The sequence below is a fragment of the Labedella gwakjiensis genome, assembly GCF_003014675.1.
Lineage (GTDB): Bacteria > Actinomycetota > Actinomycetes > Actinomycetales > Microbacteriaceae > Labedella > Labedella gwakjiensis.
This window is the reverse complement of record NZ_PYAU01000001.1, coordinates 1,947,587-1,972,800: the sequence shown is the minus strand read 5'-3', so window position 1 is coordinate 1,972,800 and position 25,214 is coordinate 1,947,587. Positions and strand designations below refer to the sequence as shown.

The 25,214-nt window shown below is 69.8% G+C and carries 24 protein-coding genes; 10 read left to right on the top strand and 14 right to left on the bottom strand.

The genetic code is table 11. From position 1 onward, the window contains the following. The first annotated feature begins 90 nt into the window (after positions 1-90). Together CLV49_RS09330 and CLV49_RS09325 are read left to right on the top strand one after the other, a co-directional pair. Complete coding sequence (locus CLV49_RS09330; protein ID WP_106563302.1) at positions 91-1,509, top strand: GH1 family beta-glucosidase; 1,419 nt, start codon at positions 91-93, stop codon at positions 1,507-1,509. A gap of 16 nt (positions 1,510-1,525) precedes the next feature. Then, positions 1,526-2,551 (top strand): LacI family DNA-binding transcriptional regulator, encoded by a 1,026-nt coding sequence (locus tag CLV49_RS09325; RefSeq protein ID WP_424978751.1) that lies wholly within the window; start codon positions 1,526-1,528, stop codon positions 2,549-2,551. Between the two features lie 52 nt (positions 2,552-2,603). On the opposite strand, the gene CLV49_RS09320 is transcribed toward CLV49_RS09325, so the two are convergent. The 4 genes from CLV49_RS09320 to CLV49_RS09305 form a co-directional block, all read right to left on the bottom strand. Beyond that, complete coding sequence (locus CLV49_RS09320; protein ID WP_106563300.1) at positions 2,604-2,894, bottom strand: hypothetical protein; 291 nt, start codon at positions 2,892-2,894, stop codon at positions 2,604-2,606. 70 nt (positions 2,895-2,964) lie between these two features. Further along, the gene (locus tag CLV49_RS09315; protein WP_106563299.1) at positions 2,965-3,744 is read right to left on the bottom strand and encodes an ABC transporter permease; all 780 of its coding nucleotides are present in this window, start codon (positions 3,742-3,744) and stop codon (positions 2,965-2,967) included. Further along, on the bottom strand, positions 3,741-4,700 hold the full coding sequence (locus tag CLV49_RS09310; RefSeq protein ID WP_106563298.1) for an ABC transporter ATP-binding protein: 960 nt from the start codon (positions 4,698-4,700) through the stop codon (positions 3,741-3,743). The genes CLV49_RS09315 and CLV49_RS09310 overlap by 4 nt, the downstream gene beginning before the upstream one ends. A gap of 144 nt (positions 4,701-4,844) precedes the next feature. Next, positions 4,845-5,507, bottom strand: a complete 663-nt coding sequence (locus CLV49_RS09305; protein WP_106564991.1) for a dihydrofolate reductase family protein — start codon at positions 5,505-5,507, stop codon at positions 4,845-4,847. 85 nt (positions 5,508-5,592) lie between these two features. Here CLV49_RS09305 and CLV49_RS09300 point away from each other — a divergent pair, with 85 nt between their 5' ends. Further along, positions 5,593-6,129, top strand: a complete 537-nt coding sequence (locus CLV49_RS09300; protein ID WP_158261940.1) for a GrpB family protein — start codon at positions 5,593-5,595, stop codon at positions 6,127-6,129. A 106-nt stretch (positions 6,130-6,235) separates the two neighbouring features. On the opposite strand, the gene CLV49_RS09295 is transcribed toward CLV49_RS09300, so the two are convergent. The 4 genes from CLV49_RS09295 to CLV49_RS09280 form a co-directional block, all read right to left on the bottom strand. Beyond that, entirely contained in the window at positions 6,236-6,613 is a 378-nt protein-coding gene (locus CLV49_RS09295) for a type II toxin-antitoxin system death-on-curing family toxin (RefSeq protein ID WP_106563297.1), read from the bottom strand. Then, on the bottom strand, positions 6,610-6,813 hold the full coding sequence (locus tag CLV49_RS09290; RefSeq protein WP_208019801.1) for a ribbon-helix-helix protein, CopG family: 204 nt from the start codon (positions 6,811-6,813) through the stop codon (positions 6,610-6,612). Before CLV49_RS09290 ends, CLV49_RS09295 begins: the two co-directional genes overlap by 4 nt. Positions 6,814-6,868: 55 nt before the next feature. Further along, complete coding sequence (locus tag CLV49_RS09285; RefSeq protein WP_106563296.1) at positions 6,869-8,560, bottom strand: hypothetical protein; 1,692 nt, start codon at positions 8,558-8,560, stop codon at positions 6,869-6,871. Positions 8,561-8,645: 85 nt separating this feature from the next. Then, positions 8,646-9,446 carry a DeoR/GlpR family DNA-binding transcription regulator gene (locus CLV49_RS09280; RefSeq protein WP_106563295.1) on the bottom strand — a complete coding sequence of 267 codons (801 nt, stop codon included), beginning with the start codon at positions 9,444-9,446 and terminating at the stop codon, positions 8,646-8,648. 80 nt (positions 9,447-9,526) lie between these two features. Between CLV49_RS09280 and CLV49_RS09275 the strand changes: the two genes are divergently transcribed. The 5 genes from CLV49_RS09275 (at position 9,527) to sufU (ending at position 14,035) form a co-directional block, all read left to right on the top strand. Then, entirely contained in the window at positions 9,527-10,174 is a 648-nt protein-coding gene (locus tag CLV49_RS09275; protein WP_106563294.1) for a bifunctional 4-hydroxy-2-oxoglutarate aldolase/2-dehydro-3-deoxy-phosphogluconate aldolase, read from the top strand. A 119-nt stretch (positions 10,175-10,293) separates the two neighbouring features. Then, entirely contained in the window at positions 10,294-11,589 is a 1,296-nt protein-coding gene (locus CLV49_RS09270) for an MFS transporter (protein WP_106563293.1), read from the top strand. A 79-nt stretch (positions 11,590-11,668) separates the two neighbouring features. Further along, positions 11,669-12,247, top strand: a complete 579-nt coding sequence (locus CLV49_RS09265; RefSeq protein WP_106563292.1) for a P-loop nucleotide/nucleoside kinase family protein — start codon at positions 11,669-11,671, stop codon at positions 12,245-12,247. Positions 12,248-12,296: 49 nt separating this feature from the next. Then, complete coding sequence (locus CLV49_RS09260; protein ID WP_424978753.1) at positions 12,297-13,592, top strand: cysteine desulfurase; 1,296 nt, start codon at positions 12,297-12,299, stop codon at positions 13,590-13,592. Further along, complete coding sequence (gene sufU / locus CLV49_RS09255; RefSeq protein ID WP_106563290.1) at positions 13,592-14,035, top strand: Fe-S cluster assembly sulfur transfer protein SufU; 444 nt, start codon at positions 13,592-13,594, stop codon at positions 14,033-14,035. The genes CLV49_RS09260 and sufU overlap by 1 nt, the downstream gene beginning before the upstream one ends. Positions 14,036-14,059: 24 nt before the next feature. On the opposite strand, the gene CLV49_RS09250 is transcribed toward sufU, so the two are convergent. Next, positions 14,060-14,560: a methylated-DNA--[protein]-cysteine S-methyltransferase gene (locus CLV49_RS09250; protein WP_106563289.1), complete on the bottom strand. Its 501-nt coding sequence runs from the start codon at positions 14,558-14,560 to the stop codon at positions 14,060-14,062. Then, positions 14,557-16,110, bottom strand: coding sequence for an AlkA N-terminal domain-containing protein (locus CLV49_RS09245; protein ID WP_106563288.1), 1,554 nt, complete (start codon positions 16,108-16,110; stop codon positions 14,557-14,559). Before CLV49_RS09245 ends, CLV49_RS09250 begins: the two co-directional genes overlap by 4 nt. Positions 16,111-16,369: 259 nt before the next feature. Here CLV49_RS09245 and CLV49_RS09240 point away from each other — a divergent pair, with 259 nt between their 5' ends. Further along, positions 16,370-17,401 (top strand): aldo/keto reductase, encoded by a 1,032-nt coding sequence (locus CLV49_RS09240; protein WP_106563287.1) that lies wholly within the window; start codon positions 16,370-16,372, stop codon positions 17,399-17,401. 90 nt (positions 17,402-17,491) lie between these two features. On the opposite strand, the gene metE is transcribed toward CLV49_RS09240, so the two are convergent. Both metE and CLV49_RS09230 read right to left on the bottom strand, forming a co-directional pair. Continuing rightward, positions 17,492-19,825, bottom strand: a complete 2,334-nt coding sequence (metE, locus tag CLV49_RS09235) for a 5-methyltetrahydropteroyltriglutamate--homocysteine S-methyltransferase (RefSeq protein WP_106563286.1) — start codon at positions 19,823-19,825, stop codon at positions 17,492-17,494. Continuing rightward, positions 19,822-20,829, bottom strand: coding sequence for a methylenetetrahydrofolate reductase (locus CLV49_RS09230; RefSeq protein ID WP_106563285.1), 1,008 nt, complete (start codon positions 20,827-20,829; stop codon positions 19,822-19,824). Before CLV49_RS09230 ends, metE begins: the two co-directional genes overlap by 4 nt. A 424-nt stretch (positions 20,830-21,253) precedes the next feature. On the opposite strand from CLV49_RS09230, the gene CLV49_RS09225 reads away from it, so the two are divergent. Further along, positions 21,254-22,480: a hypothetical protein gene (locus CLV49_RS09225; RefSeq protein WP_106563284.1), complete on the top strand. Its 1,227-nt coding sequence runs from the start codon at positions 21,254-21,256 to the stop codon at positions 22,478-22,480. 608 nt (positions 22,481-23,088) lie between these two features. Here CLV49_RS09225 and CLV49_RS09220 read toward each other — a convergent pair. After that, positions 23,089-24,093 carry a DNA-methyltransferase gene (locus CLV49_RS09220; RefSeq protein WP_243696631.1) on the bottom strand — a complete coding sequence of 335 codons (1,005 nt, stop codon included), beginning with the start codon at positions 24,091-24,093 and terminating at the stop codon, positions 23,089-23,091. A gap of 56 nt (positions 24,094-24,149) precedes the next feature. Beyond that, positions 24,150-25,199 (bottom strand): lipoate-protein ligase LplAB, encoded by a 1,050-nt coding sequence (gene lplAB / locus CLV49_RS09215; protein WP_106563283.1) that lies wholly within the window; start codon positions 25,197-25,199, stop codon positions 24,150-24,152. Between the last annotated feature and the right edge of the window lie 15 nt (positions 25,200-25,214).

Here is a 25,214-nt window from a genome sequence, read left to right as displayed (position 1 = left end):
GCGAGGCGACTCGGAGGACCCTGCCGTCCCATGAGAGCGCTCTCCCGCGCGGTAGGCTTCTCGCGAACCTTACCGACCGCTGGAGCACCCATGAGCGACGACGCCCGCCGATTCCCCGACCATTTCCTCTTCGGCGCAGCCACCGCCGCCTACCAGATCGAGGGAGCGGCCCACGAGGACGGGCGCACCGACTCCATCTGGGATGCGTTCAGCCGCGTGCCCGGCGCGGTCATCGACGGCCACAACGGCGACGTCGCGACCGACCACTACCACCGCTACCGTGACGACGTCGCGCTCATGAAGGACCTCGGGCTGCAGACGTACCGCTTCTCCACCTCGTGGTCGCGCGTGCGTCCCGACGGAGGCCCGGCCAACCCGAAGGGGCTCGACTTCTATTCACGCCTCGTCGACGAACTGCTCGGCGCCGGGATCAAGCCGTGGCTCACGCTCTACCACTGGGACCTGCCGCAGGCGCTCGAGGAGCGCGGCGGCTGGACCAACCGCGACACCTCCGAGGCGTTCCGCGACTACGCGATGACGGTTCACGAGGCTCTCGGTGACCGCGTCGGCGTCTGGACGACCCTGAACGAGCCGTGGTGCTCCTCCTTCCTCTCGTACACCGCCGGCGCCCACGCCCCCGGGCGCCAATCGGTGGAGGACGGGCTCGCCGCCGCGCACCACCTCCTCCTCGGCCACGGCCTCGCCGTGCAGTCGCTGCGCGAGGCCGACCCCGCGCTCGAGATCGGCATCACGCTCAACCTGACGGTCGCGGCGCCCGTGGACCCCGAGAACGAGGGCGACGTGGATGCGGCCCGTCGCATCGACGGTCAGTTCAACCGCTTCTTCCTCGAACCGATCTTCCACGGCGTCTACCCGGCCGACGTCGTGGCCGACGTCGAGGGGAACAATTTCGAGTCGTACGTGAAGGACGGCGACCTCGACATCATCTCGACGCCCATCGATGCCCTCGGTGTGAACTACTACCACGGCGAGCATGTCACGTCTACGAGGCCGCTCGTCGAGACGGGCGGTCAGGCGCCGACCGAGCGCCCCATCCGCTCCCCGTTCCCGGCCGCGGAGAACGTGTACTGGCAGCCGCAGGACCTCGAGACCACGTCGATGGGCTGGGAGATCGAGCCGTGGCTGCTCCGCGACCTCCTCGTGCACGTCGACGAGGAGTACACCGGCCCGGCGGGCACCGCGGTGTGGGTCACGGAGAACGGCGCGGCGTTCGACGACGAGCTCGTCGACGGTGCCGTGCACGACGAGGGGCGGACGCGATTCCTCGCCGGACACCTCGGTGCCATCCTCGACGCGATCGACGACGGAGTGGACGTGCGCGGCTACTTCTACTGGTCGTTGCTCGACAACTACGAGTGGGCGTGGGGCTACCACAAGCGCTTCGGCATCGTGCGCGTGGACTACGACACCCAGGAGCGCATCGTGAAGGACTCCGGACTGTCGTACGCGCGCATCATCGCCGACCGCGCGCTGCCGGCGCAGCCGTAGTCGACGGACCGGGTCGATCCACGTGAACACCATCGCGGGGCACCACGCACCGACGCTCGAGGCCGTCGCCGAGGCGGCGGGCGTCTCGCGCGCCACCGTGAGCCGCGTCGTGAACGGCTCTCCGCGCGTGCGGGGCGAGGTCGTCGAGGCCGTGCAGAAGGCCATCGCCGAGCTCGGCTACGTGCCCAACCGGGCGGCGCGATCGCTCGCCTCGAGCCGCACGCACTCGATCGCCCTGCTCGTGCCCGAGGAGGTGTCGCGGTTCTTCGGCGACCCGTACTTCGCGAGTTTCACGACAGGCCTCGACCGTCGGCTCGCCGACAGCGAGTACGTACTCAACCTCGTCGTCGCGCGGGACGATCCCGACCGGAAGGCCGTACGCTACGTGCGCGGAGGCAACGTCGACGGCGCGATCGTGGTCTCCCACCACAGCGGCCACGAGTTCCTCGCGCAGCTCGAGGGAGCCGTGCCCGTGGTGTTCGGCGGACGCCCGGAGGCCGGGATCAGCACCGACCCGTACTACGTCGATGTCGACAACGTCGCCGGTGGTCGACTCGCCACGGAGCACCTGATCGGCCTGGGGCGGCGCCGCATCGCGACGATCGCGGGACCGGAGGACATGTCCGCGGGCGTCGACCGGCTCGCCGGCTTCCGCGCCGCCCTCGATGACGCCGGGCTGCCCTCGGACGCTGTGGGCCACGGCAACTTCACGGCTCCGGGTGGAGCCGAGGCGATGCGTCGGCTCCTCGACACCCACCCCGACATCGACGGCCTCTTCGTGGCGTCGGACCTCATGGCGACGGGGGCGCTCGGAGCGCTCGCGACCCGCGGGATCCGCGTTCCGGAGGACGTCGCGATCGTGGGGTACGACGACAGTCCGGCCGCGACCTGGGGCGAGGTGGGCCTCACGACCGTGAGCCAGCCGTCCGAGCTCATGGGCGCGACGACCGTCGACGTGCTGCTCCGCCTGCTGCGCGGGGAACCCGACGTGCCGCACGCCAACATTGTGCCCACCACGCTCGTCCGTCGGGACTCCGCGTGACGCGGGCGCAGCGCCGGATCATCGCGGCGCTCCGCTGGCCCGTGAAGCGCCGCTAGTCGCCTCCTCCTCCGCCACCACCGTCGCCACCGCCACCGCCGCTGTCTCCTCCGCCGCCTTCGCTGCTGCCGCCGTCGCCGCCCCACCAGCCGCCGTGATGCGTGCTCCCGCTGTCCGATGAGACATACGTACCGGTGTAGAGGCCCGCATCGCTGCCGGACGAGCCGCCCCGACGACTCCGCCGCTTTCGCGAACCTCCTACGGCCGCGTTGTAGAGGAAGAGGACGAGCAGGATCGCCACGACGCCCCCGATGACCCAGCCGGATCCATCCACGTTCCGCTCCATTCCCTCGATATGAGCGACTCTACGACTCGGCCTCCGCCGACGACATGGGTACCGTTCCCCCGGCCCAGACTCAGCGGTCGCGGTCGTCCCAGACGAAGAGTCGTGCAGCGAGGACCGCCGCGACGGCGGTCACCGCGGCCATCATGGCCCAGAGGATCGGCACGGGGGTCGAGGGGGCGACCCCCGACAGGTCGGCCGCTGCGGCGCGGACGAACCACGTGGTCGGCAGGGCCTCGAGCACGACCGCGACGGGCTGCGGGATGACCTCGCGGGGGAACACGTCGCCCGAGGCGAACATCGCCGCGATCGGCAGCATCACGGCCACGTTGTTGACGAGCTCCGCGTTCCGCGACCGCGAGGCGAGCAGGTACGCGAACGCGAAGAACATCGCGAGACCCAGCGCGAAGGTCACGAGCAGACGGATGAGCCCGAACGCCTCGATCGAGCCCATCGCGACGGCCGTCCCGGTGACGATCGCGGCGACCACGACACCCGCGACGAGGCGCACCGGGGTCTGAGCGGCGATGAAGACGCCCTTCCGCACGGGAGTCGTCCCGAAGAGACGGAGCGTTCCTCGCTCGCGGAGCGTCACGATCGGCACGGCCGTCCCGAGGAACGTGATCGCCATGAACCCGATCGTCGCGATCGTGGCGAGGTTCGTCCGAAGGATCCCGAGCCCCGGCATCGCCGCGTCGATCAGCGCGATCAGGACGAAGAGGAAGCCGAACATGAAGAGGATCGAGATCGACCCCTTCCTGTTGCGGATGAGCTCTCTCGCGTTCGCGATGCTGAGTTCCACGAACGGCGATCGGGGGGTCGATCGCGCGGCGCGAGTGCCTGTCGTCGTCACCGTCCGTCTCCTCTCGTGGTCGGGGCCGTGGCCGGCTGGTGCTCCGTCACGAGGTCGAGGAAGTAGTCCTCGAGAGTGCCGTTCGTGACGCTCAGCCGGCGAGCGCGCGCCGGTCCCGAGAACGTCAGGAGGCGCACGAGCGCATCCGGATCGCCCGTGCGCACCGAGACGCGGGCCGCCGTGGCGGTCTCGGACACGGTCACCGCGTCGTCGCCTACAGAGTCCGCGACGACCGACAGGTCCGCACCCAGCGGGACGACGAACGACACCACCGAGTCGGCGGAGTGGCGCTCGGCGAGCACATCAGGCCTGTCGAGGGCGTGGATGCGACCGGCCACGAGGATCGCGACCCGGTCGCAGAGTTCCGTGGCCTCCGCCATGTCGTGCGTGGAGAGGAGCACCGTCGCGCCCTCGTCGCGGATGTCGCGGATCACGTCGAAGAGCCGTCGTTTGCTCTGCGGGTCGAGGCCGGCGGACGGTTCATCGAGGACGACCATCGACGGGCGCCCCACGAGGGCGGTGCCGATGAGGAGGCGCCGCACCTGGCCGCCGGAGAGATCGCGTGCTCGGACGTCGGTCTGCTCGGTGAGACCGAGCCGTGCGATCACGTCGTCGACCTCCGCCGGGGCGCGGTGGAAGGAGGCGTAGAGACGGAGCATCTCGCGCACGGTGAGCGTCTCGAGGAGGCTCGCCGCCTGCGGCTGCACCGCGACCTGCGATGTGATCGCGTCTCGATCGCGCGCCGGGTCGACGCCGAGGACCCGGATCGTTCCCGAGCCGACGGACCGCAGCCCCACGATCGCCTCGAGCAGTGTCGATTTCCCCGCACCGTTGGGACCGAGGAGCCCGAGGATCTCACCCCGTGCGACGGTGAACGAGACGTCCGCGAGGACACGACGGTCGCCGTATGACTTGGTGACCGTATCGACCACGATCACGTTCTCCGCTGCGGTCATCGCCCGTCCCACCCGGCCCTTCGCGAGGGGCGGGATCCGTTCGCGCCTCTCCCCCTCAGTCTTGCGGGCGGCACACGGCGGGGCCTCCGCCGCCGGACGGAGATCGGCATCCCCCGAGCGGCGTGCCCTCGGGGTCGGATCGGCTCAGCGCGGCCTGCGCGTGAAGACGTAGTGCACGACCCCGGAGGGCGAGCTCGTCGCCTCGACGTCGAAGCGGTCCTCGAGACCCTCGAGACCGTCCCACACCCTCTCGCCGCGACCGAGCAGGATCGGCACCACCACGATGTGGAGGTGATCGACGAGGTCGGCGGCGAGGAAGTCGCGCACCACCGTGGGCCCGCCGCCCAGCCGCACGTCGAGACCACCGGCTTGCTCGGTTGCGAGCGCCAGCGCCTCGTGCGGCGGGAGGTCTCGGAAGAGGAACGTCGTCTCCCCCACCTCGAGATCGGGGCGAGAGTGGTGCGTCAACACGACGACCGGCGAATGGAACGGCGGCTCCTCGCCCCACCAGCCGCGCCAGGACTCGTCCTCCCACGGACCACGCTGGGGACCGAACTTGTTGCGGCCCATGATCTCCGCGCCGATGCCCTGGGAGGTCGCCGCGGCGAAGGCGTCGTCGACCCCGCGTGTACCCGAACCGACGGACTCGTCGTCATGACCCGTCATGCTCACGAAGGCGTGCGTGGGGAGGAACCACTGCATGAGCCGGTGCTGGGCGTGCCCGAAGGGCGTCTCGAGCGACTGTCCTTCGCCCGTGCCGAACCCGTCCAGCGAGACCGCGAGATTGTGCACCCTGAGCGTCGTCATGCGCTCATCCTGCTCCCTCGACGTCGTTCGCCGCCACCACGACTGGAGGCCGCGGCCCTCACGACGAGCACGTAGGCTGCGATGGATGATCGAGATCGTGCCGTACCGCTCCGAGTGGGCGGACGAGTTCGAGCGGGAGGCCGCTTCACTGCTCGACCGTCTCACGGGCCGCGTCGATCTCATCGAGCACATCGGCAGCACCGCCGTACCGGATCTCGAGGCGAAGCCCATCATCGACCTCGCCGCGCGCACGCTGCCCGGTGTCGACCCGTTCGACCTCGAATCGTCGATCGCGGAGCTCGGATACGAGCAGCACCGTTCCGGGCCGCGCACCCACGGCGTCTACGTCCGGCACACCGCCGCAACGCGGACGCACATCCTCCACGCCTTCACCACGGGTGAGTGGGAGACCTGCAACCAGCGACTGTTCCGCGACAAGCTCCTCCACGAGGCTTCCGCCCGAGAGAGGTACCGGGCGGTGAAGCTCGAGGCATCCGCCGCCGCGCAAACCGGGCAGGACTACACGCGACGCAAGACGGCGATCGTCGAGGAGCTCCTGAACGAGGAGCGCGCCTCCCGAGGACTGCCGCCGACGGCTGCGTGGGACAAGACCGACCGGTGAGCGCCGGGCGAACGGGATCACACGGCCCCTGAAGCCGCCGACGGGTGCAGACCCGAGACAGGAGCGACCCGTTTCGGTGCCCCGACAGGCTCGGCGCAGGCTCTGCTCAGCGCTCGGCGCTCCCCGCTTCGATCCGGCGCGCGATCGTCTGCACGTCGTCCACCCGCCCCTCGGCCACGTCCATCACGAAGTCGTACGCCTCGTCGTTCGACCAGGTGAGGCGGCGCCCGTTGATCCCGAGGAACACGATGAGACCGGCCAGGGTGAGCCGCTTGTTCCCGTCGATGAGCGGGTGGTTCTTGGCGAGCGAATGGACCAGGGCCGCGGCCTTCTCCGGCAGCGTCGGATACGCGTCGTCTCCCATCACGGTGGTCTGAGGCCGGGCACACGCTGACTCGAGGAGGCCGTAGTCCCGAACGCTCACATCCGGTCCGATCGACCGCTCGGCGATCCGCTGGAGGTCACGCAGAGACAGATAGATCACTGGGCGAGCCGGTCGAGCGCCTCCGCGTATCGGGGCAGTTCCTCATCGAGCACCCGGTCGATCAGATCGTCGTGGCTGTGCCTCTCGACATACTCGCGCACCGCTTCACGCGCGACGTCCTGCATCGACCGCGACTCGAACTCGGCCCGGCGCCGAAGCGCATCGGTCTCGGAGTCTGTGAGCCTGAGTGTCATCGCCATCAGACCATGGTATCACCGGTGACACCACGGAGACAGGGTGCACGTGCCCGCCCCGCTACTGGTAGGTGACGAGGTCGACCTCCGGGGTCACCTCACGCATCGTCTGCTCGGGGCTGAGCATCGGGGTGTCCTCGTCGTAGAAGTTCTTCCAGCCCCACGCCATCCCCTCAGGGGCACCGCCGTGGAGGGCACGCCACGTGGCCTGCTTGTCGGGTTGGCTGCCCTGGCCGTCCGCGTGGATGAGGAGCTCGAGCTCCGGGTGGGACATGTCCACGTCCTGCCGGTTCTCGATCATGTCCAGGCGGAACTGGTGCAGCACGAGCATCTTCGGCGGCAGGCTCTCGCGGTTCACGAGGTCGGCGAGCCAGTCGGAGACGGAGTTGATCTCGTCGGCGGACACCGAACCGATCTGCCGGAGGTGCACCTGGTCGGGCTCGAGACGCCACTCGGGGTCGAGCGCGAGACCCACGTTGGGCTTGGCGAGCAGCTTCTCGTACAGCTTCGCCTGGGTGAGGAAGTCGGTGCGGCCCGGCTGCAGGTCGAGTACCACGTACATCCCGGCCTCCGCCGCCGCGTCGATGTACGGCTCGAGCCGGTCGGAGGGCAGCTCGTTCGAGAAGTTGCCGTCGCCCCCGGCCGCACCGGCAGCGACGGTGGCGATCACTTCGAGCGTCGGCACGACGGTGCGGTCCGTGAGGCCGTCGTACGGCGCGGCGGTCTTCTTCGCGCGCTCGATCGTGGCGGTCACGTCCTGCTCGCCGAGCACGCCGAGCACGGGAGCATCAGGCGCCCCGTAGAGCGCGACGAAGAGGCGATCGGCGAAGAGGTGCTGCCCGCCACCCGGCAGTTCGACGCCCGTGGCGGCGGCGCGCACGGAGTAGTCCGGATCGGGCAACTCGCCGAAGGCCTCGCCGAGGAGGAGAGTGGAGTGGGCCGCCGCGTCGTGCAGCGCGGTGATCGCCGCGGACGAGCGGAGCGGGTCGGCGTCGTCCGCCGGGAGCACGGCGACGGGGACTCCCACAGCCCTGGCCGTCGCGAGCGACGCGGCGTCACCGGCCGCATCGGTACTGAGCGCGATGGTCGATTCGACGGGCTGTGCCGGCTCGGGCATCGGGTCGAGCGGCGCAGCCGAAGCCGACGCCGAGGCGGTCGAGGCGGACGGCTCCGGGGCCGGGAGGTCTGCGATCGCCGACGCGGTGAGCCTCTCGGCGTCGTCCGACACGTCGACGCCGGTGGCATCGCGCACGGCCGCGGCATCGGCGGCGCTCGCGACCATGTCGAGGTCGCCGAACCGATCGCCATCCACATCTCCGACGGCCACGACGGTGGCGGCGCCGAGACGGTCGATCTCATCGAGCAGCGGTGACGGAGCCGGCGTTCCCGTGGGCGTCGCCGTGTCGGTCGATTCCACCGTCGGCGACGCACTGGCGCCGGACGACGCGGGTTCGTCGAGCAGAAGCGGCACACCGAGTCCGACGGCGGCCTGCGCCGCGAGCAGGATCGCGTCATCCTCTCCCGGCTCGGCGACGACGACCGCTGGAGCGGACTCGACGAGCAGCCGGCTGGTCTCGATCGCCCGCGTCGCGGCGTCGGCGTCGATCACCGACGTGGTGCCCTCGGCCGGCTGGATCGTGACGACCGCCGCATCCACTTCGGGCTCCGCTGCCGTGGTGGTGCAGCCCGCGAGCACGACCACCCCGAGAACGGCGACGGACGTGAACGCAGTTCGGAAGACGCGAGAGAGCATCGATTAAGGCTAACCGAGACCACCGACACCCTCGATGAGGTGGACCCCCCTCAGCACGTCGGGAAGCGCCGCTGCGGCCCGCCCGTCAGCGGCCGGAGCTCGCGGTGATGCGGAGGTCCACGCCCAGGTCGGTGACGGCCGAGCGCCCCTCCTCCGGGAGTCCGTCGTCGGTCACGATGACGTCGAGGGTGTCGAGCGGGGCCACCTTGAACCGCTCGAATGTGCCGAACTTCGTGCTGTCGGAGAGGAGCACCGTGGACGACGCGGCCTCCATCGCGGCTCGCTTGAGGAGCACCTGGTCGGTCTTCGACGCCGTGACGCCGTGGATCAAGTCCCACGTGCCCGTGCTGAGGAACGCGATGTCGAGACTGATGGACGCGAGCGGCGCCGCGGCGAGCGCCCCCGTCGCCGATCCGCTCGCGATGTCCACGGTGCCGCCGGTGTGGATCGCTTCGACCGCCGGGTAGTCGAAGAGGGTCGTGATCACGAAGAAGTCGTTCGTCACGACCGTGATCCCGCGACGGGCCGTGAGGAACGGCACGAGCGCTTCACACGTGGTGCCCGCGTCGAGGAACACGACCATGTCGTCCTCGATGAGCTCGGCGGCGCGTTCGGCGATCGCGCGCTTGCGCGGCAGTTCGAGCATGGCCCGCGCGGCGCGCTCGCGCGGCGGTTCGATGCCCGTCCACTCGCTCAGGCGCACGCCTCCCTGGACCGAGACGACCTGGCCGGCCGCCTCGAGGACGGCGATGTCGCGACGGACGGTCATGTGCGAGACGCCGAGCAGCTCGACGAGGTGGCGGATGCTGAGGACCCCGGCGCTGCGCAGCAGGCGGATGACCTCCTGATGCCGCTGTTCCGGGATGAGAGGTGCACTGGTCGCCACCCGCTCAGCGTAACGGGGTTTCACATCATCACGAGATCGGTGTGTTGAAATGTTAAACAAAGTGCTAACGTGATGCACAAATGTTAAGCAAATTCGAGGTCCTCGACAACATCGTCCGGACCGGCGCCATCCTCATCGTCCGCCTCGACAGCGCGGAAGAGGCTCTCGCCGTCTCCCGCGCGGCGATCGCCGGCGGCTTCCGCGCCCTCGAGATCACCCTCTCCGTGCCCGACGCACTCGGCGTGATCCGCACGCTCTCCGACGAGTACGCCCACGACGGCGTCGCGATCGGCGCCGGCACGGTGCTCGACCCGCAGGCCGCGTTCGCGTGCATCCAGGCCGGCGCGCGGATCCTCGTGAGCCCCAACCTCAACCCCGAGATGATCGCCACGGCCAACCGCTACCAGGCCGTCTCCGTGAGCGGCGCGTTCACGCCCACCGAGATCGTGCAGACGATGGAGGCCGGCGCCGACATCGTGAAGCTGTTCCCCACGGAGAACGCCGGACCCGAGTACGTCAAGACCGTCATGGCACCGCTGCCCCAGGCGCCCATCCTCCCGGCCGGCGGCGCCACGCCCGAGAACGTGGGGTCCTGGTTCGCCGCCGGCGTGACCGCCGTGGGCATCGGCAGCTACGTCACGAAGGCCGCCCGTGTCGACGGCGACTACACCCGCGTGACCGAGGCCGCGAAGACGTTCCTCGCCGCCATCGCCGCCGCCCGCCACTAGGGCCAAAGACCGCACCACCCGTTCCGCCTGCCACCGTCCCCTCGGGGACACCCGACCTGAAACACCGGACACCGACGAGTTCCCCCTCGCCGTCTCAGCACACAAAGGAGTGCACTGCCGTGAGCCAGACCCACGTGGAGGCCCCCGTCCTCACCGCCGCCGAACGCAAGACCGTGAGGATCCGCTGGTTCCTCGTCGGGTTCCTCATCCTCGGTGGCGTCGTCAACTACATCGACCGCAGCACGCTGAGCGTGGCGAACACGACGATCGCCGAGGAGTTCAGCCTCGACGCCTTCCAGATGGGCCTGCTGCTCTCGGCGTTCTCCTGGCCGTACGCGATCGCGAACCTGCCGGCCGGGTACCTCGTGGACAAGTTCGGCCCGAAGAAGATGTTCGCCTTCGCCGCCGGCGGATGGTCGCTCGTCACCATGATCACGGCCGCCGCGAACTCCTTCGGCTTCCTCTACGCCGCCCGCGTGGCGCTCGGAATCGCCGAGTCGCCGTTCTTCACCTCGGCGCTCAAGGTCAACGAGCGGTGGTTCAACAAGTCGGAGCGCGCCCTGCCCGTCTCGCTCGTCAACACCGGTTCGCAGATCGCCAACGCGATCGCACCGCCGCTCCTCACCTTCCTCCTCCTCACCATGAGCTGGCGCGGGATGTTCCTCATCGTCGGCGTGCTCGGCATCGTGATCGCGCTCGTGTGGGTGCGGATCTACCGCGACCCGACGCTCAAGGAGCAGTCGCTCATCAAGGGCGCCGAAGCCGAGGCGCGCGTCATCGCGTCCGTAGAGAAGGTGCGCTGGGGCCAGCTGTTCGCCCACCGCAACACCTGGTTCATGATCATCGGCGCGTTCGGCATCTTCTACACCGTGTGGGTCTACCTCACCTGGCTCCCGAGCTACCTGCAGACCGCCCGCGGATTCAGCCTCGCGGACAGCGGCTGGCTCGCGTCGCTCCCCTTCCTGTGCGGCATCGTCGGCGTGATCTTCGGAGGCTGGCTGTCGAGCCGACTCGTGAAGCGCGGCGTCAAGACCGTGCTCGCCCGCAAGATCCCGATCGTGGGCGGCGCGCTCCTCGCCGCGGCGGCCGTTCTCCCCGTGGCGTACGTCGACAACACGCCCCTCGCGATCGCACTGCTCTCCGTCGGCTACTTCGCCTCGCAGGTGCCGATCGGCTGCCTCTGGACGCTCGCATCCGACATCGCCCCGTCGAACCAGGTGGCGTCGCTCGGCGCCATCCAGAACTTCGGTGGCTTCATCGGAGCGGCCGTCGCACCCGTCGTCACGGGTGCGATCCTCACGGCGACCGACGGCAATTACACCTTCGTGTTCCTCATCGGCGGCGTCCTGCTTCTCGTGGGCGCCCTGTCGTACGGTCTCTTCGTGAGGGAACCCGTGGAGAAGGCCGCAGCCTGACATCGGACGGGGTCCGGTCACACGGACCCCGTCCCCAGGCTCGAGAGGAACCCATGGTCGAGAGGAAAGGGACCCGACGATGACCCCCACCCTGTTTTTCGTGATCGGCCCGGCCGGGTCCGGCAAGTCCACGGTGAGCAAGCAGATCGCGCACCGTACCAGCGCCGCCTACCTCGACAAGGACTCCGTCGCGACGTTCTTCACGGAGGCCCTCCTCGAGCTCGCGGGCACCGACAAGAACGAACGCGACAACAACGAGTACTACCAGGGCGTCGTCATGGACCTGGAGTACCGCACGCTGCTGCGGCTCGCGGGCGACAACCTCCGGCTCGGGAACTCCGTCGTGCTCGACGCCCCCTTCGTGCGGTACTTCCCGCGCGCCTCCTACCTCGAGGACGCCGCCCGCGAAAACGACTGGCCCGCCGATGTCCAGATCGTCGTCGTCCACGTGACCGTCGACGGAAACCGGGTGAAGCAGCGGGTCGAGAGCCGCGGGTACGACCGCGACGCCTGGAAGCTCGAGCACTGGGACGAGTTCTGGGCCACCGCCCAGGCCGCCGAGTGCGCGTGGCGCGGAGCGCACCACATGCTCCTCGACAACACCGCGGACGGCGCGAGTGGCGACGCCCTCGACGCGCTCCTCTCCGCCGTCGAGTGACCTCACCGTCCCCCGCCCGGTGAATCCGTCGGACAATAGAGGAGTGACGATCCACGACCTCTCCCCGACGGACACCCTCGGCGACGACCAGGCGCTCCGCCTCAAGGCCGACTTCCCCGCGCTCGCGCAGTCGGTGAACGGGCACCCGCTCGTCTACCTCGACTCCGGCGCCACGTCGCAGAAACCCACGGCCGTGCTCGACGCGGAACGGCGTTACCTCGAGACCACGAACGCCGCCGTGCACCGTGGAGCACACACACTCGCGGCCAACGCGACGGAGTTCTACGAGGACGCGCGCGCCACCGTCGCCGCGTTCGTCGGTGCGGACGCCGACGAGATCGTGTGGACGTCGAACGCCACGGAGGGCATCAACCTCGTGGCCTACGCGTTCTCGAACGCGAGCGTCGGCCGCGGCGGTGCGGCCGCCGAGCGGTTCCGGCTCGCCGCGGGCGATGAGATCCTCGTGACCGAAGCCGAGCACCACTCCAACCTCGTGCCCTGGCAGGAGCTCGCCTTCCGAACCGGCGCGACGCTGCGGTACGTCCCCGTGGACGACGATGGCGTGATCCGCGCCGAGGCCGCCGCTGCTGTGATCGGCGAGCGCACCCGGGTGCTCGCGTTCACCCACGTGTCGAACGTCACGGGCGCCGTCAGCCCCGTCGCCGAACTCGTCGCCCTCGCACGCGGAGTCGGGGCACTCGTCGTGCTCGACGCGTGCCAGTCCGCACCCCACCTCCCGCTCGACGTGAAGGCGCTCGACGTGGACTTCGCGGTCTTCTCCGGACACAAGATGCTCGCACCCACGGGTGTCGGCGCGCTCTACGGCCGCCGGGAGCTGCTCAACGCGATGCCCCCGTTCCTCATGGGCGGGTCGATGATCACGACCGTGACGATGGAGGAGTCCGGGTACCTCCCGGCGCCTCAGCGCTTCGAGGCCGGAACGCAGCGCGTCTCCCAGGTGATCGCCCTGGCCGAGGCCGTGCGCTACCTCGACGCGGTGGGCATGGAGCGGATCGCCGCGCACGAGCACGCCCTGGGCGAGCGGCTGCTCGCCGGGCTCGCGGACATCCCGGGAGTGCGTGTGCTCGGCCCGCTCGATCCCGCGCATCGCGCTGGTCTCGTGGCGATCGACGTGGAGGGGGTCCACGCGCACGATGTGGGCCAGTTCCTCGACGACCGCGGCATCGCCGCGCGCGTGGGCCACCACTGCGCGCAACCGCTGCACCGCCGTTTTGGGGTGACCGCGTCGACGCGCGCGAGCACCTACCTCTACAACACGACGTCCGACGTCGACGCGTTCCTCGAGGGCGTCTCGGGCGTCCGTTCGTTCTTCGGGGAGGCGTGATGGGATCGCCGGAGCTCGCGAGCCTCTACCAGCAGGTCATCCTCGACCACTCGAAGCGCAAGAACGGCTTCGGCTTGCAGGACGGCGCGGCGGCCGAGTCGCACCAGTTGAATCCCACGTGCGGCGACGAGATCACGCTGCGCCTGCACCTGGCCGACGACGACACGATCGAGCGCATCTCGTGGGAGGGCGCTGGCTGCTCCATCTCGATGGCGTCTGCATCGCTGCTCCACGATCTCGTCGCGGGGCTGTCGCGCGAGGAGGCCCGCGAGCGGATCGCTCTCTTCCGCGAGATGATGCGATCGAAGGGCGAGGGCGTCGAGGACGACGAGCCCCTCGGCGACGCGGCGGCGCTCGAGGGCGTCTCCCGCTACGTGGCCCGCGTGAAGTGCGCGATGCTCGGCTGGGTCGCGTTCGAGGACACTCTCACCCTCTCGAGCTGACGCGCGGCACCCCCGTCCCGCCGCTCAGCGGGCGGCGGCCTCGCGGTCGAGGAGGGCGCGCTTCACCGGGATGCCCCACGCGAAGCCGGCGAGGCCGCCCGCCGTGTTGATCACGCGGTGGCACGGGACGAAGAGCGCCGGGGCGTTGCGGGCGCACGCGCTCGCGGCCGCGCGCACGGCGCGGGCATTGCCCGTGCGCGTGGCGAGCTCCGTGTAGGTGATGGGCGCACCCGGCTCGATTCGCCGCAGCTCCGCCCACGCCACGTTCTGCAGCGGGGTGCCGAATTGGCGGACGGGCACCCCGTCGATCGCTCGGACGTCGCCGGCGTAGAACGCCTCCACCGCGGCGACGTTCGCGGAACGGCCGGGGACGGCCTCCGGCCGGTTCCGCGGAGCGAGTCGCGCGAGCACCGCGTCGGCGGAGTCGGTCCAGCCGGAGGCGAGCACTCGGCCGTCCTCGTCCTCGAGGATCGTGAACGCCCCATCCGGGGTGTCGATCGTGTGGAGCAGGGCAGTCGTGGTCATGCGTGTTCCTTCGGGGTGGATGTCGGTGCGGGACGGGAGGCGGCGTCGGCCGCCGCCCGCCAGAGGTGCATGGAGAGGTAGCTGCGCCACGGCGCGAACGCCGTCGACTCGGCGGCGAGAGCCGCGTCGACGTCGGGGAGACCGAGCGCCCGCGCCCCGGATCGGATCGCGACGTCTCGACGGACGAACACGTCCGGGTGCCCGAGGGCACGCATCACGACGTAGTCCGCCGTCCACGGGCCGATGCCACGGATGGCCGTGAGGCGCTCCGTCACGTCGTCGCGCGTGTCGGCGAGGTCGATCGAGAGGGACCCGTCGGCGAGCGCGCCGGCCACGCGGCGCACGGTGTCGGTGCGAGCGGCGGGCCCGCGCAGGATCTCGTGCGCGTGCTCGGCGATCGCGGCGGGCGCGGGGAAGAGCCGGTGCGGCGACTCGTCCTCGGCGGGCGACTGCTCGGGCCGCGCGATGGCGGGCGCGACGGCCGGCGACGCCTCCTCGCCGAACGCCTCGACGAGGCGCGTGAGCTGGGTGCGCGCCGACGCGACCGTGACCTGCTGCCCGAGGAGCGCGCGCATGAGCATCTCCCCCGCGTCGAGCGCCCCGGGCACACGCATGCCGGGGATGCGCGCAACCGACGGGGCGAGCCGCTCGTCGCGGGCGAGCACCGCGTCGACGGCCGACGGATCGGCGTCGAGGTCGAGGAGTCGCCGCACGCGACCGAGGAGCGCCGGGAGGTCTCCGAGGTTCTCGAAGCGCACGAGCGCGTCGATCCGCGGACGGCCGTCGACACGGAGCGGAGCGCTCAGGTCGACGAAGGCGGCGCCGTGCGGCAGCCGCACCGTGCGTGCGTACCGCCGCGGTCCCACCGTCTCGAGGCCCGGCACCGACCGCGGTGCGAACCACCCGAAGAGGCCGTCCACGTCGAGCGGTTCTCGGTACGGCAGCGCGAGACGGATCGTTCCCGCCGCAGGCTCGCCGGCGATGCTCGGCACCACCCGGGACCGGGCACGGAGGGCTGACGGCGTGAGGTCGAAGACCTCCGCGACGGTGTCGTTGAACTGGCGGATGCTCGTGAAGCCGGCGGCGAACGCCACGTCCGCCATGGGCATGGTCGTACCGGTGATGAGGGCGCGGGCGTTCTGCGCGCGTTGGGCGCGGGCGAGTGCGATGGGTCCGGCGCCGAGCTCCGCCGCCAGGATGCGGTTCAGCTGCCGCGCGGAGTAGCCGAGGCGCCGGGAGAGGCCGTCGACACCGTCGCGTTCCACGACGCCGTCCGCGATGAGACGCATCGCGCGCGCCGCGACGTCTTCCCGGATGTTCCACTCGGGACTGCCCGGAGTGGCCTCGGGCAGGCAGCGCTTGCAGGCGCGGTATCCGGCCACGTGGGCTGCGGCGCTCGTGGGGTAGAAGGTGACGCTGCTCGCCTTCGGTGTGCGGGCCGGGCAGCTGGGTCGGCAGTAGATACCCGTGGTGCGCACGGCGGTGACGAAGCGTCCGTCGAAGCGCGCGTCGCGCGACTCGATCACGCGGTACCGCTCTCCGAAGTCCATGCCTCAACCCTGCCGCACACCGCCGACACTCGCTAGCGGAAATCGGACACCACCGTAAGGCGATGCGGCGCGCCCGCCCGCCGCACGAGCAGGACACGCAAACGTCACACGACTGGTCGATATTCCCTCCAAAGGGTTCCCCGCTGGGGCCTCTGTCAACCGCCGTCGAGGCCTTGCACCGCTGTAAACATCGGACGAGACTGACGGAGGTGCTCGTGGCTCGACCGCGTGCCCGTTCGACGACGAAAGGGAAAGACGCATGCAGTTCCGCACTCTCGGAGGATCCGGCGCCGCCGTGTCCGAGCAGGCCCTCGGCACGATGACATTCGGGGCGGAGGCCACGGAGGAGACCTCGCACGAGATCCTCGACGCGTTCGTGGAGGGCGGCGGCACGTTCATCGACACCGCAGACGTCTACAGCGCCGGCGTCTCGGAGGAGATCATCGGCCGCTGGCTCGCCGGCCACCCCACGGAGGCCGCGCAGGCGGTCATCGCCACCAAGGGACGATTCCCGATGGGCGACGGACCGAACGACGTCGGCATCTCACGCCGCCACCTCCGCACGGCTCTCGACGCCTCGCTGACCCGGCTCGGCATCGACCACATCGACCTCTACCAGATGCACGCGTGGGACGCCTACACGCCCATCGAGGAGACGCTCCGCTTCCTCGACGACGCGGTGACCGCCGGCAAGATCGGCTACTACGGCTTCTCGAACTTCCTGGGCTGGCAGCTCACGAAGGCCGTGCACGTGGCCAAGGCGAACCACTTCGCCGCGCCCGTCACGTTGCAGCCGCAGTACAACCTCCTCGTGCGCGACATCGAGCACGAGGTCGTTCCGGCCTCCCTCGACGCGAACATCGGCCTGCTCCCCTGGTCGCCGCTCGCCGGCGGCTGGCTGAGTGGCAAGTACGAGAAGGACGTCGCACCGACCGGTTCGACGCGACTCGGCGAGAACCCGACGCGCGGCATGGAGGCGTGGAAGGAGCGCAACGAGAACCCGCGCACATGGGCCGTCGTGGACGCGCTCAAGGAGATCGCCGACGCGCACGGCGCCTCGTCGTCGCAGGTCGCACTGCGCTGGCTCGGCGACCAGCCGGCCGTCACGAGCGTGATCCTCGGTGCCCGCACCGTTGAGCAGTTGCGCGACAACATGGGCGCGACGGACCTCGTCCTCTCCTCGGAGGAGACGCAGCGCCTCACGGACGCGAGCGCGCCGACGCCCGACGACTACCCGTACGGAACCGCGGGCGTCGCCCAGCGCCACCGCCCGATCGCCGGCGGCCGCTGACCCGTCCGACCTGCCGACCCCTCTGACCCGCTGACCGGCCGCATCCGGATACCCGATCTCGCTTCGGGCGTCCGGATGCGGCCGTTCGTGTCAGAGGCGGGCGCGGACCTGGCGGGTGGCCTCGACGACATTGCGGAGCGACGCGACGGTCTCGTCGTAGCCGCGCGTCTTGAGGCCGCAGTCGGGGTTGATCCAGAGGAGCTTCTCGGGCACCGCGGCGACGGCGCGGTCGATGAGCTCGACGACCTCCGCGACGCTCGGGACGCGCGGCGAGTGGATGTCGTAGACGCCCGGCCCGATGCCGTGGTCGAAGCCGTTCGCCGCGATGTCGTCCACGATCTCCATGCGGCTGCGCGCCGCCTCGATGCTCGTGACGTCGGCGTCGAGTCCGCGGATCGCGTCGATCACCGTGCCGAACTCGGAGTAGCAGAGGTGCGTGTGGATCTGCGTCGCCGGCACCACCCCGGACGCCGCGAGGCGGAACGCCCCCACCGACCAGTCGAGGTACGACGGCCGGTTCCGCTCCCGCAGCGGGAGCAGCTCGCGGAGCGCGGGCTCGTCCACCTGGATCACGCCGATGCCGGCCGCCTCGAGGTCGGCGATCTCGTCGCGGAGGGCGAGGGCGACCTGGTCGGCCGTCTCGCCGAGAGGCTGGTCGTCGCGCACGAACGACCACGCGAGGATCGTGACCGGGCCGGTCAGCATGCCCTTGACCGGCTTCGGCGTGAGGGACTGCGCGTAGGTGGACCAGTCGACCGTGATCGGCGCGGGCCGCGAGACGTCCCCCCACAGGATCGACGGGCGCGTGCACCGGCTGCCGTACGACTGCACCCAACCGTTCGTCGTCACCGCGAAGCCGTCGAGGTTCTCCGCGAAGTACTGCACCATGTCGTTGCGCTCGGGCTCGCCGTGCACGATCACGTCGAGGCCGATCTCCTCCTGGAGTTCCACGACGCGACCGATCTCGGCGCGCATGAGTGCGACGTACTCGTCGTGAGAGAGCTCGCCACGCAGGAGGCATGAGCGCGCACGGCGGATGTCGGCTGTCTGCGGGAACGAGCCGATCGTGGTCGTGGGCAGGGAGGGCAGGCCGAGGGCCGCCGACTGGCTCGACACCCGCTCGTCCTCGTCGCCGCGCTCGCGATCGATCGGGGAGAGCGCCGCCTGGCGCTCGCGCACGGCGGAGACGCGCACGCCGGGGGCGTCGAGCTTGTCGGCGAGGGCTGCGGAAGCCGCGTCGAGTTCTGCCGCGATCGCGTCGCGGCCCTGCACGAAACCACGGGCGAGCACAGCCACCTGCTCCACCTTCTGGTCGGCGAACGCGAGCCATGACAGCAGGCGCGCGTCGAGCACGGGCTCGTCCGCCGTGTCGTGGGGCACGTGGAGGAGGCTCGTCGACGTGGAGACGGAGACGTGCTCGCTCAGCTCTCGCAGCGACGAGGCCGCCGCGAACGCCGCTGCGAGGTCGCCCCGCCACACGTTGTGTCCGTCGATCACGCCGGCGACGAGGGTCTTCGTGGCAAGCGCCCGGCGAGTGTCGTCGTCGAGGTCCGCGGGCACCGAGCCGCGCACGAGGTCGAGGTGCAGCGCCTCGACGGGACTCGCGGCGAGCGCCCCGAGCGCCGCGCCGGGCTCGCCGTATGGCGTGGTGACGAACAGCGACGGCCGCGCGGCGACCGCGCCGAGCAGCTCGTACGCCTGCGTCACGGCCGCGGTGATCTCCGCATCCGTCGCGTCGAAGCCGTCGGCGACGAGACCGGGCTCGTCGAGCTGCACCCACTGGGCGCCCACGGCGGCGAGTCGTTCGAGCAGCTCGACGTAGACGGGCAGCAGGTCGGCGAGCCGGTCGAGCGGGCGGAAGCCCTCGGCCTCCCCGTCGGCCGCCTTGCTCAGGAGGAGGAACGTGACGGGCCCGACGATCGTGGGTCGCGTGACGAAGCCGTCGGCCCGCGCCTCCTCGACCTCTCGCACGAGCCGGTCGCTCGCGAGGTGGAAGTCGGTCGCCGCCCCGATCTCGGGCACGAGGTAGTGGTAGTTGGAGTCGAACCACTTCGTCATCTCGAGCGGGGCGTCCTCGGCGCGACCGCGAGCGAGGGCGAAGTACCCCGTGAGGTCGATCGAGCCGTCGGCGGCCACCACGTCCGCGAACCGTGTGGGCACCGCGGCCACCGTGACGGCGGCGTCGAGCACCTGGTCGTAGAAGGAGAAGGACTCGGGGATGGACGAGTCGTCGCGCCCGAGCCCGAGCTGGACGAGCCGCTCGCGCGTCGTGCGGCGCAGATCGGCGGCGATGCGTTCGAGCTCGTCGAGGCCGATCCTCCCCGCCCAGGCCGCCTCCACGGCGTGCTTCAGCTCGCGGCGGCGCCCGATGCGCGGGTATCCGAGGATCGTCCCGGTGGGGAAGGAGGGGGTGGAGTCGGTCATCGTGGGTCCTTCGTCGGTGTCTTTTCAGGCGGGGTCGTATCGGGGAGGGGGAGCGCGTGGGGGCGGGTGCGAGCGACCGTCTCGAGGACGGAGCGCACCTCCTGGTAGCGGTTGAAGGTGTAGAGGTGCAGGCCGGGGGCGCCGCCGTCGAGCACGGCGGAGGACAGCGCCGAGGCGAAGGCGACGCCCGCGGCGGTGCGCCCCTCCTCGGTCGGCTCGATCTCGAGGTCGATCGCGAGGGACGACGGCGGCTCCTCCCCCGTCATCTCGCCGACGCGGTGCAGGCGCTCCGGAGTCGTGATCGGCATGATGCCGGGAAGGATCGGGATCGTGACGCCAGCCGCGCGCGCCCGATCGACGAACGCGAGGTAGTCGGGCGCGCGGAAGAAGATCTGCGTGATCGCGAGGTTCGCGCCCGCCACCTGCTTGGCGAGGAGCGCGTCCACGTCGCGTGCGACGTCGCGGGAGCGCGGGTGCCCCGTGGGGAACGCGGCCACGGCGACGCGCTCCGGGCGCGGTCGGCGGCGGATGCGACCGGCGGCGGCGCCGGGCACGGGCTGCAGCGTGAACGGCTCGCGCTCCTCCTGCACCCGGTGGATGAGCTGCACGAGCTCTGCCGCACTCCCGAGGTCGCCGAGCGCGCCGTCGCCGTCTTTCGGCGGGTCGCCGCGCAGGGCGAGGAAGCTCGTGACCCCCGCGTCGAGGAACTCGCGCACGAGCCGGTTCGCCTCCGCATGGGTCGACCCGACGCATGTGAGGTGCGCCATCGGCTCGACCGTCGTGTGCTCGAGGATGTAGCGGAGCACCGTGAGCGAGCGGTCGCGGGACGATCCGCCCGCGCCGAACGTGACGGAGATGAAGGCGGGGTCGAACTCGGCGAGCCGGTCGATCGTGCGGCCGAGGGCGATCGCCGCCGCGTCGGTCCGCGGCGGGAACAGCTCGAAGGAGACGGGGAAGCCGAGGGGCACCGCGGCGCCCGAGGCGCCGTCCGCTGGGATCGACATGGTGCTCCTTCCGAGTGAGAGGTCACTCGCGAAGGTCGCGCTTCCGCCGCTGCGTTCCTGCCGCCGAGGCACCACACGACCCCTCGCGAGAGGGATGTGGGGCGGGTGCCGGGCTCGGCTGTCGCTCCGGGATCCGGTCGGATCCGTTGGCGACGAAGCTACGCCGTCGCCCGCCGCGCGTCACGCTGTGTGACGCAACATGTCGCTCGGCCCTCCCGACCGAACCCCAAGGACCACACCACCGTGCTGATGGGAGGCAATTGGCCCACTCAGAGCGAGGACTCGCATTGAGAGATGTTGTGCTGGTCCTGAATACGCACGGACGGTCCGGGCGCCGCCTATCCCCCCTCCCCCGGACGCGGGGTGTACCAAACACCCACGGGACGCGAGGCTGGTCAGAATCCGACGGAATGAGGGGCCCCGAATGCACATCAAGCTCAGACATCCAGCGCTCGTGACGGCCACGTTGATCGCAGTAACGGCAAGCCTGCTCGCTGGCAGCGTCGTCCTCACGCCGTCGGCTACCGAAGCATCCCAGCTGAACTCAAGCGCTCAATACATGCGAATCGAAACTCCATTCGAGCACCCAGTCGATCTGCTCGATGCCGCACAGATCACCGAAGTCGACGGTTTCGAGGTTGTCGCCTATCGGATTGAGAACAGCGAAGTTGCGGGCGAATACTCGCTGGGGGGAGGACAAACCCCCGCTGAGTATCGCTCGTACTTCAGTGATCGTTTCGGCACAGTGCCTGAGATCGTTGCAGCAATCACCTTGCAGCCCTCCGCTACGACCGAGCAGGACATATCTCGGACGCCTGTCGAGGTTGCGGCACCTGAACTCGACGCGCCTCTCGTCCCGTCCGACGCCCCCGCTGTGCAGGATCAGACCGCGGCCGCAGCCCGCGCGTCAGATTCGGAGGCGGCGGAACGATCGGCGCTCATCGCACCACCAGCGGGTCTCGCGTGGGCCCCCGACACCGCCGACCTCCAAATTTGGGATAACGGCTCCACCATCTACTTCGGTCACTATTATCAGTGGACTGGACCGGATGGGTATCCGTACGACCTGCCTGATCACTGGGGCATGGAGTTCGGCATCGATGTCTATACAGACGATCCGATTCTTGGAACCCGGCCCTTCTGCAGCATGGGTGGGTCGGACGCACAGGACTACAAGCACCGACCGTTCGCGAAGAACTTCGGTTATTCCTGGGTCGTCTACTCGTCGAAGATTGGCTCACAGTCGATGTCGCCGATCAACAACGCACTCCTTGGCGCCTACGCGGACTACAACGACGCGGAAGATGCTTGTAACCGCAATTCCATCACCATTGGGCTCGCGAACCCGTGGGACTTGGAGTACGACACGAGCGGAGCCGTTCGACTGTCGATCGATATCGTGGCTCCGCAGGGTTTGGACACAAAAGGTTTCATCGGGGGTGCGGTTCAAGCTGTTTCTCGCGGGATGTGCGAGGACTACTCCTGGATGTCGCTGACTGACTGCATGGGTGTTTACGATGAGGCGACCAATCCGGGCACGGGCCCGAGCAAGCTCAGCCGCGCAACGCTTTCAGCAGCGCGCTACTGGAAGGGACCAGATCTAGCATGGGTCTCGAATGACTATGGAACGGTTCCACCACTTGCCTATTGATGGCTACGGGCTCATAGGCTGATTCAGTGATGAAAGCTCGAGCCGTATCGGTCGCCCTCTCACTCGTCGCTGCCTCCACTCTGATGATGGCGGTGACGGCTGGTGCGTGGATTCTCGACAAGTACAAGGCGGATGAGCGGTGCGTCGATCTTGCGACGCAGGCAGCAGGAGACCGTGGGCTCACGGAAGAGTCACTGATCGACACCCGAGTTGATTCGTCCGTCTTCCCACTTGGAACCGCCTGCAACTGGATTCACGAGGGACAGGATCACGTGCTCTATTCCTGGTCCACAGTCGCAACCTCTGTCCTGGCGGTCGCGTCGGCAGCGCTTCTCGTGGCGTCGATCATTGCACTTCTCGTCAGCTCCTCTCGGCGCCGCAGAGGAGCCGTGTCACCTCGGACACAGTCCGCCGACAGGTCGGCGTCGGGTAGTTCCATCTCCTGAGCTGCAACACGTCACACCATTCGGTCTAGCGATTCGGTGACAGATTGCCGTCTCGGTCGCCATCGTCGTGATGGCCGTCGTCGCCGTCGTGTGATTAGTGCGCTGGGCTGACCGCCGAACCCGAGACCGGCCCTAATCCTCCGCGAACGAACGGCGGGTGGGTCAGGCGGGCGGCGACGTGGGCGGCGCGAGCCGCTTCCGCATGACCTCGATCGCGGCGGGGTTCGAGTCGACGAGCACGTAGTTGCGGCCGAGTTCCGCGGCCGCCGCTCCCGTCGTGCCGCTGCCGGCGAAGAAGTCGAGCACCCAGTCGCCCTCGCGGCTCGACGCCTGCACGATGCGCCGCAGCACCCCGAGCGGCTTCTGCGTGGGATAGCCCGTCTTCTCGTTGCCCGTCGGCGACACGATCGTGTGCCACCACACGTCCGTCGGCAGCTTCCCGCGCTCCGCCTTCTCCGGTGTCACGAGCCCCGGCGCCATGTACGGCTCCCGATCCACGGCCGTGGAATCGAAGTGGTAACGCGCCGGGTCCTTCACGTACACGAGGATCGTGTCGTGCTTCGTGGGCCAGCGTGAGCGCGACTTCGCGCCGTAGTCGTACGCCCAGATGATCTCGTTGAGGAAGCAGTCGCGGCCGAAGAGCGCGTCGAGCAGCACCTTCGCGTAGTGCGCCTCGCGGTAGTCGAGGTGGAGGTAGAGGGTGCCGTCGTCGGCGAGCAGCCGCCACGCCTCCGTGAGGCGCGGTTCGAGGAACTCCCAGTAGTCGTCGAACGCGTCGTCGAACACGCGCAACTCGCCGCGTACGTGTCGATAGGTCGCGCCTTTGAAGCCGGTGACCACGCGCGTGCTCGGGTCGAGCGCGCCGCGGCCGGCCGGCGCCTCCGGGGCGTCGGCGTCGAGGGGCGGGCCGGACGGCTCGGCGTTCAGCTCCGCCGCGTCGACGTCCGACGCTTCCTCGACCAGCGGCGTGATCCGCTCGCTCGTCACCGACTGCCGCCGCTGCACACGACCCGTGTTGAACGGCGGATCGAGGTACACGATCGTGAACGCGCCGTCGGGCAGACCGGCGATGACCTCGAGGTTGTCGCCCTCGATGATGGCGCTCTCGGCAGGAAGCGCGCGACCGTGAGCGGCGCCGGCGTCCGTCACGGAATGCGGTGGAGCCACGCGCCCCTCGTCTCCCGCGAACGTCGACCCACGCGGCGAACCCGGCTCGGCGTCCGTCACGGAACGCGGTGGAGCCATGCGTCCGAAGCGAACTTCGACTCCGCGAGCTTCTCGGCGGCGGCGAACTCGGCGTCGGTGATGTGTCCCTCCCGAGCTCCCGTGAGGGTGCGGAACGACTGCAGCATGCGGTCGATGATCTCCGTGCGGGCGAGCCCCGTCTGGCTCTTGAGCGGGTCGACGCGCTTCGCTGCGGACTTGGTGCCCTTGTCGCTCATCTTCTCGCGTCCGATGCGCAGCACCTTCGTCATGAGCTCGCCGTCGATGTCGTAGCTCATGGTCACGTGGTGGAGCACGGCGCCGGAGCCGAGACGCTTCTGCGCGGCGCCGCCGATCTTGCCGGCGGGGCTCGTGATGTCGTTGAGGCCCTGGTAGGTCGCGGCGATGCCGAGCGACTGGAGAGCCTGCAGCACCCATTCGTCGAGGAAGGCGTAGGAGTCTGCGAAGGTCATACCCTGTACGAGTTCCGCGGGCACGTAGAGCGAGTAGGTGATGACGTTGCCGGAGCCCATCATCATGGCCCCGCCTCCGGAGATGCGGCGGACCACGTCGAACCCGTACTTCTCGGCGTTCTCGAGGTCCACCTCGTTCTTCACCGACTGGAAGCTGCCGATCACCACGGCGGACTCGTTCCACTCCCAGATGCGGAGCGTCGGCCCGCGGTGCCCCTCGCCGACCTCGGCGGTGAGGACCTCGTCGAGCGCGAGGTGCATGCGCGGGGAGATGGAGCCGGAGTCGACGATCTCCCAGTCGAAGTCGCGCCAGTCGGCGGCGTTCGTGAGCGCGCGGCGCACGACCACACCGACGGCCTCTGGACTGAAACCGAGGAGTGTCGCCCCCTCGGGCAGGGCCGCGCGCACGGCCGCCGCGATCCGGGTCGAGTCCGACTCGGCGGGGAGCCCCTCGACGGCCGCGTTGATGGCGTCGAGCGCCTCGTCGGGTTCGAGGAAGAAGTCGCCAGCGATCCGGACGTTCGTCAGTCGGTCGTCGACGATCTCGAGGTCGGCTACGACGAGCTTGCCGCCGGGGACCTTGTACTCACCGTGCATGCGTCCAGACTATCC

Coding starts and splice junctions, on each gene's coding strand:
- CLV49_RS09330 (WP_106563302.1), top strand. CDS start 91: ATGAGCGACGACGCCCGCCGATTCCCCGACCATTTCCTCTTCGGCGCA.
- CLV49_RS09320 (WP_106563300.1), bottom strand. CDS start 2,894: ATGGAGCGGAACGTGGATGGATCCGGCTGGGTCATCGGGGGCGTCGTG.
- CLV49_RS09310 (WP_106563298.1), bottom strand. CDS start 4,700: ATGACCGCAGCGGAGAACGTGATCGTGGTCGATACGGTCACCAAGTCA.
- CLV49_RS09305 (WP_106564991.1), bottom strand. CDS start 5,507: ATGACGACGCTCAGGGTGCACAATCTCGCGGTCTCGCTGGACGGGTTC.
- CLV49_RS09300 (WP_158261940.1), top strand. CDS start 5,593: ATGATCGAGATCGTGCCGTACCGCTCCGAGTGGGCGGACGAGTTCGAG.
- CLV49_RS09290 (WP_208019801.1), bottom strand. CDS start 6,813: ATGGCGATGACACTCAGGCTCACAGACTCCGAGACCGATGCGCTTCGG.
- CLV49_RS09285 (WP_106563296.1), bottom strand. CDS start 8,560: ATGCTCTCTCGCGTCTTCCGAACTGCGTTCACGTCCGTCGCCGTTCTC.
- CLV49_RS09275 (WP_106563294.1), top strand. CDS start 9,527: ATGTTAAGCAAATTCGAGGTCCTCGACAACATCGTCCGGACCGGCGCC.
- CLV49_RS09265 (WP_106563292.1), top strand. CDS start 11,669: ATGACCCCCACCCTGTTTTTCGTGATCGGCCCGGCCGGGTCCGGCAAG.
- sufU (WP_106563290.1), top strand. CDS start 13,592: ATGGGATCGCCGGAGCTCGCGAGCCTCTACCAGCAGGTCATCCTCGAC.
- CLV49_RS09250 (WP_106563289.1), bottom strand. CDS start 14,560: ATGACCACGACTGCCCTGCTCCACACGATCGACACCCCGGATGGGGCG.
- CLV49_RS09245 (WP_106563288.1), bottom strand. CDS start 16,110: ATGGACTTCGGAGAGCGGTACCGCGTGATCGAGTCGCGCGACGCGCGC.
- CLV49_RS09240 (WP_106563287.1), top strand. CDS start 16,370: ATGCAGTTCCGCACTCTCGGAGGATCCGGCGCCGCCGTGTCCGAGCAG.
- metE (WP_106563286.1), bottom strand. CDS start 19,825: ATGACCGACTCCACCCCCTCCTTCCCCACCGGGACGATCCTCGGATAC.
- CLV49_RS09230 (WP_106563285.1), bottom strand. CDS start 20,829: ATGTCGATCCCAGCGGACGGCGCCTCGGGCGCCGCGGTGCCCCTCGGC.
- CLV49_RS09225 (WP_106563284.1), top strand. CDS start 21,254: ATGCACATCAAGCTCAGACATCCAGCGCTCGTGACGGCCACGTTGATC.
- lplAB (WP_106563283.1), bottom strand. CDS start 25,199: ATGCACGGTGAGTACAAGGTCCCCGGCGGCAAGCTCGTCGTAGCCGAC.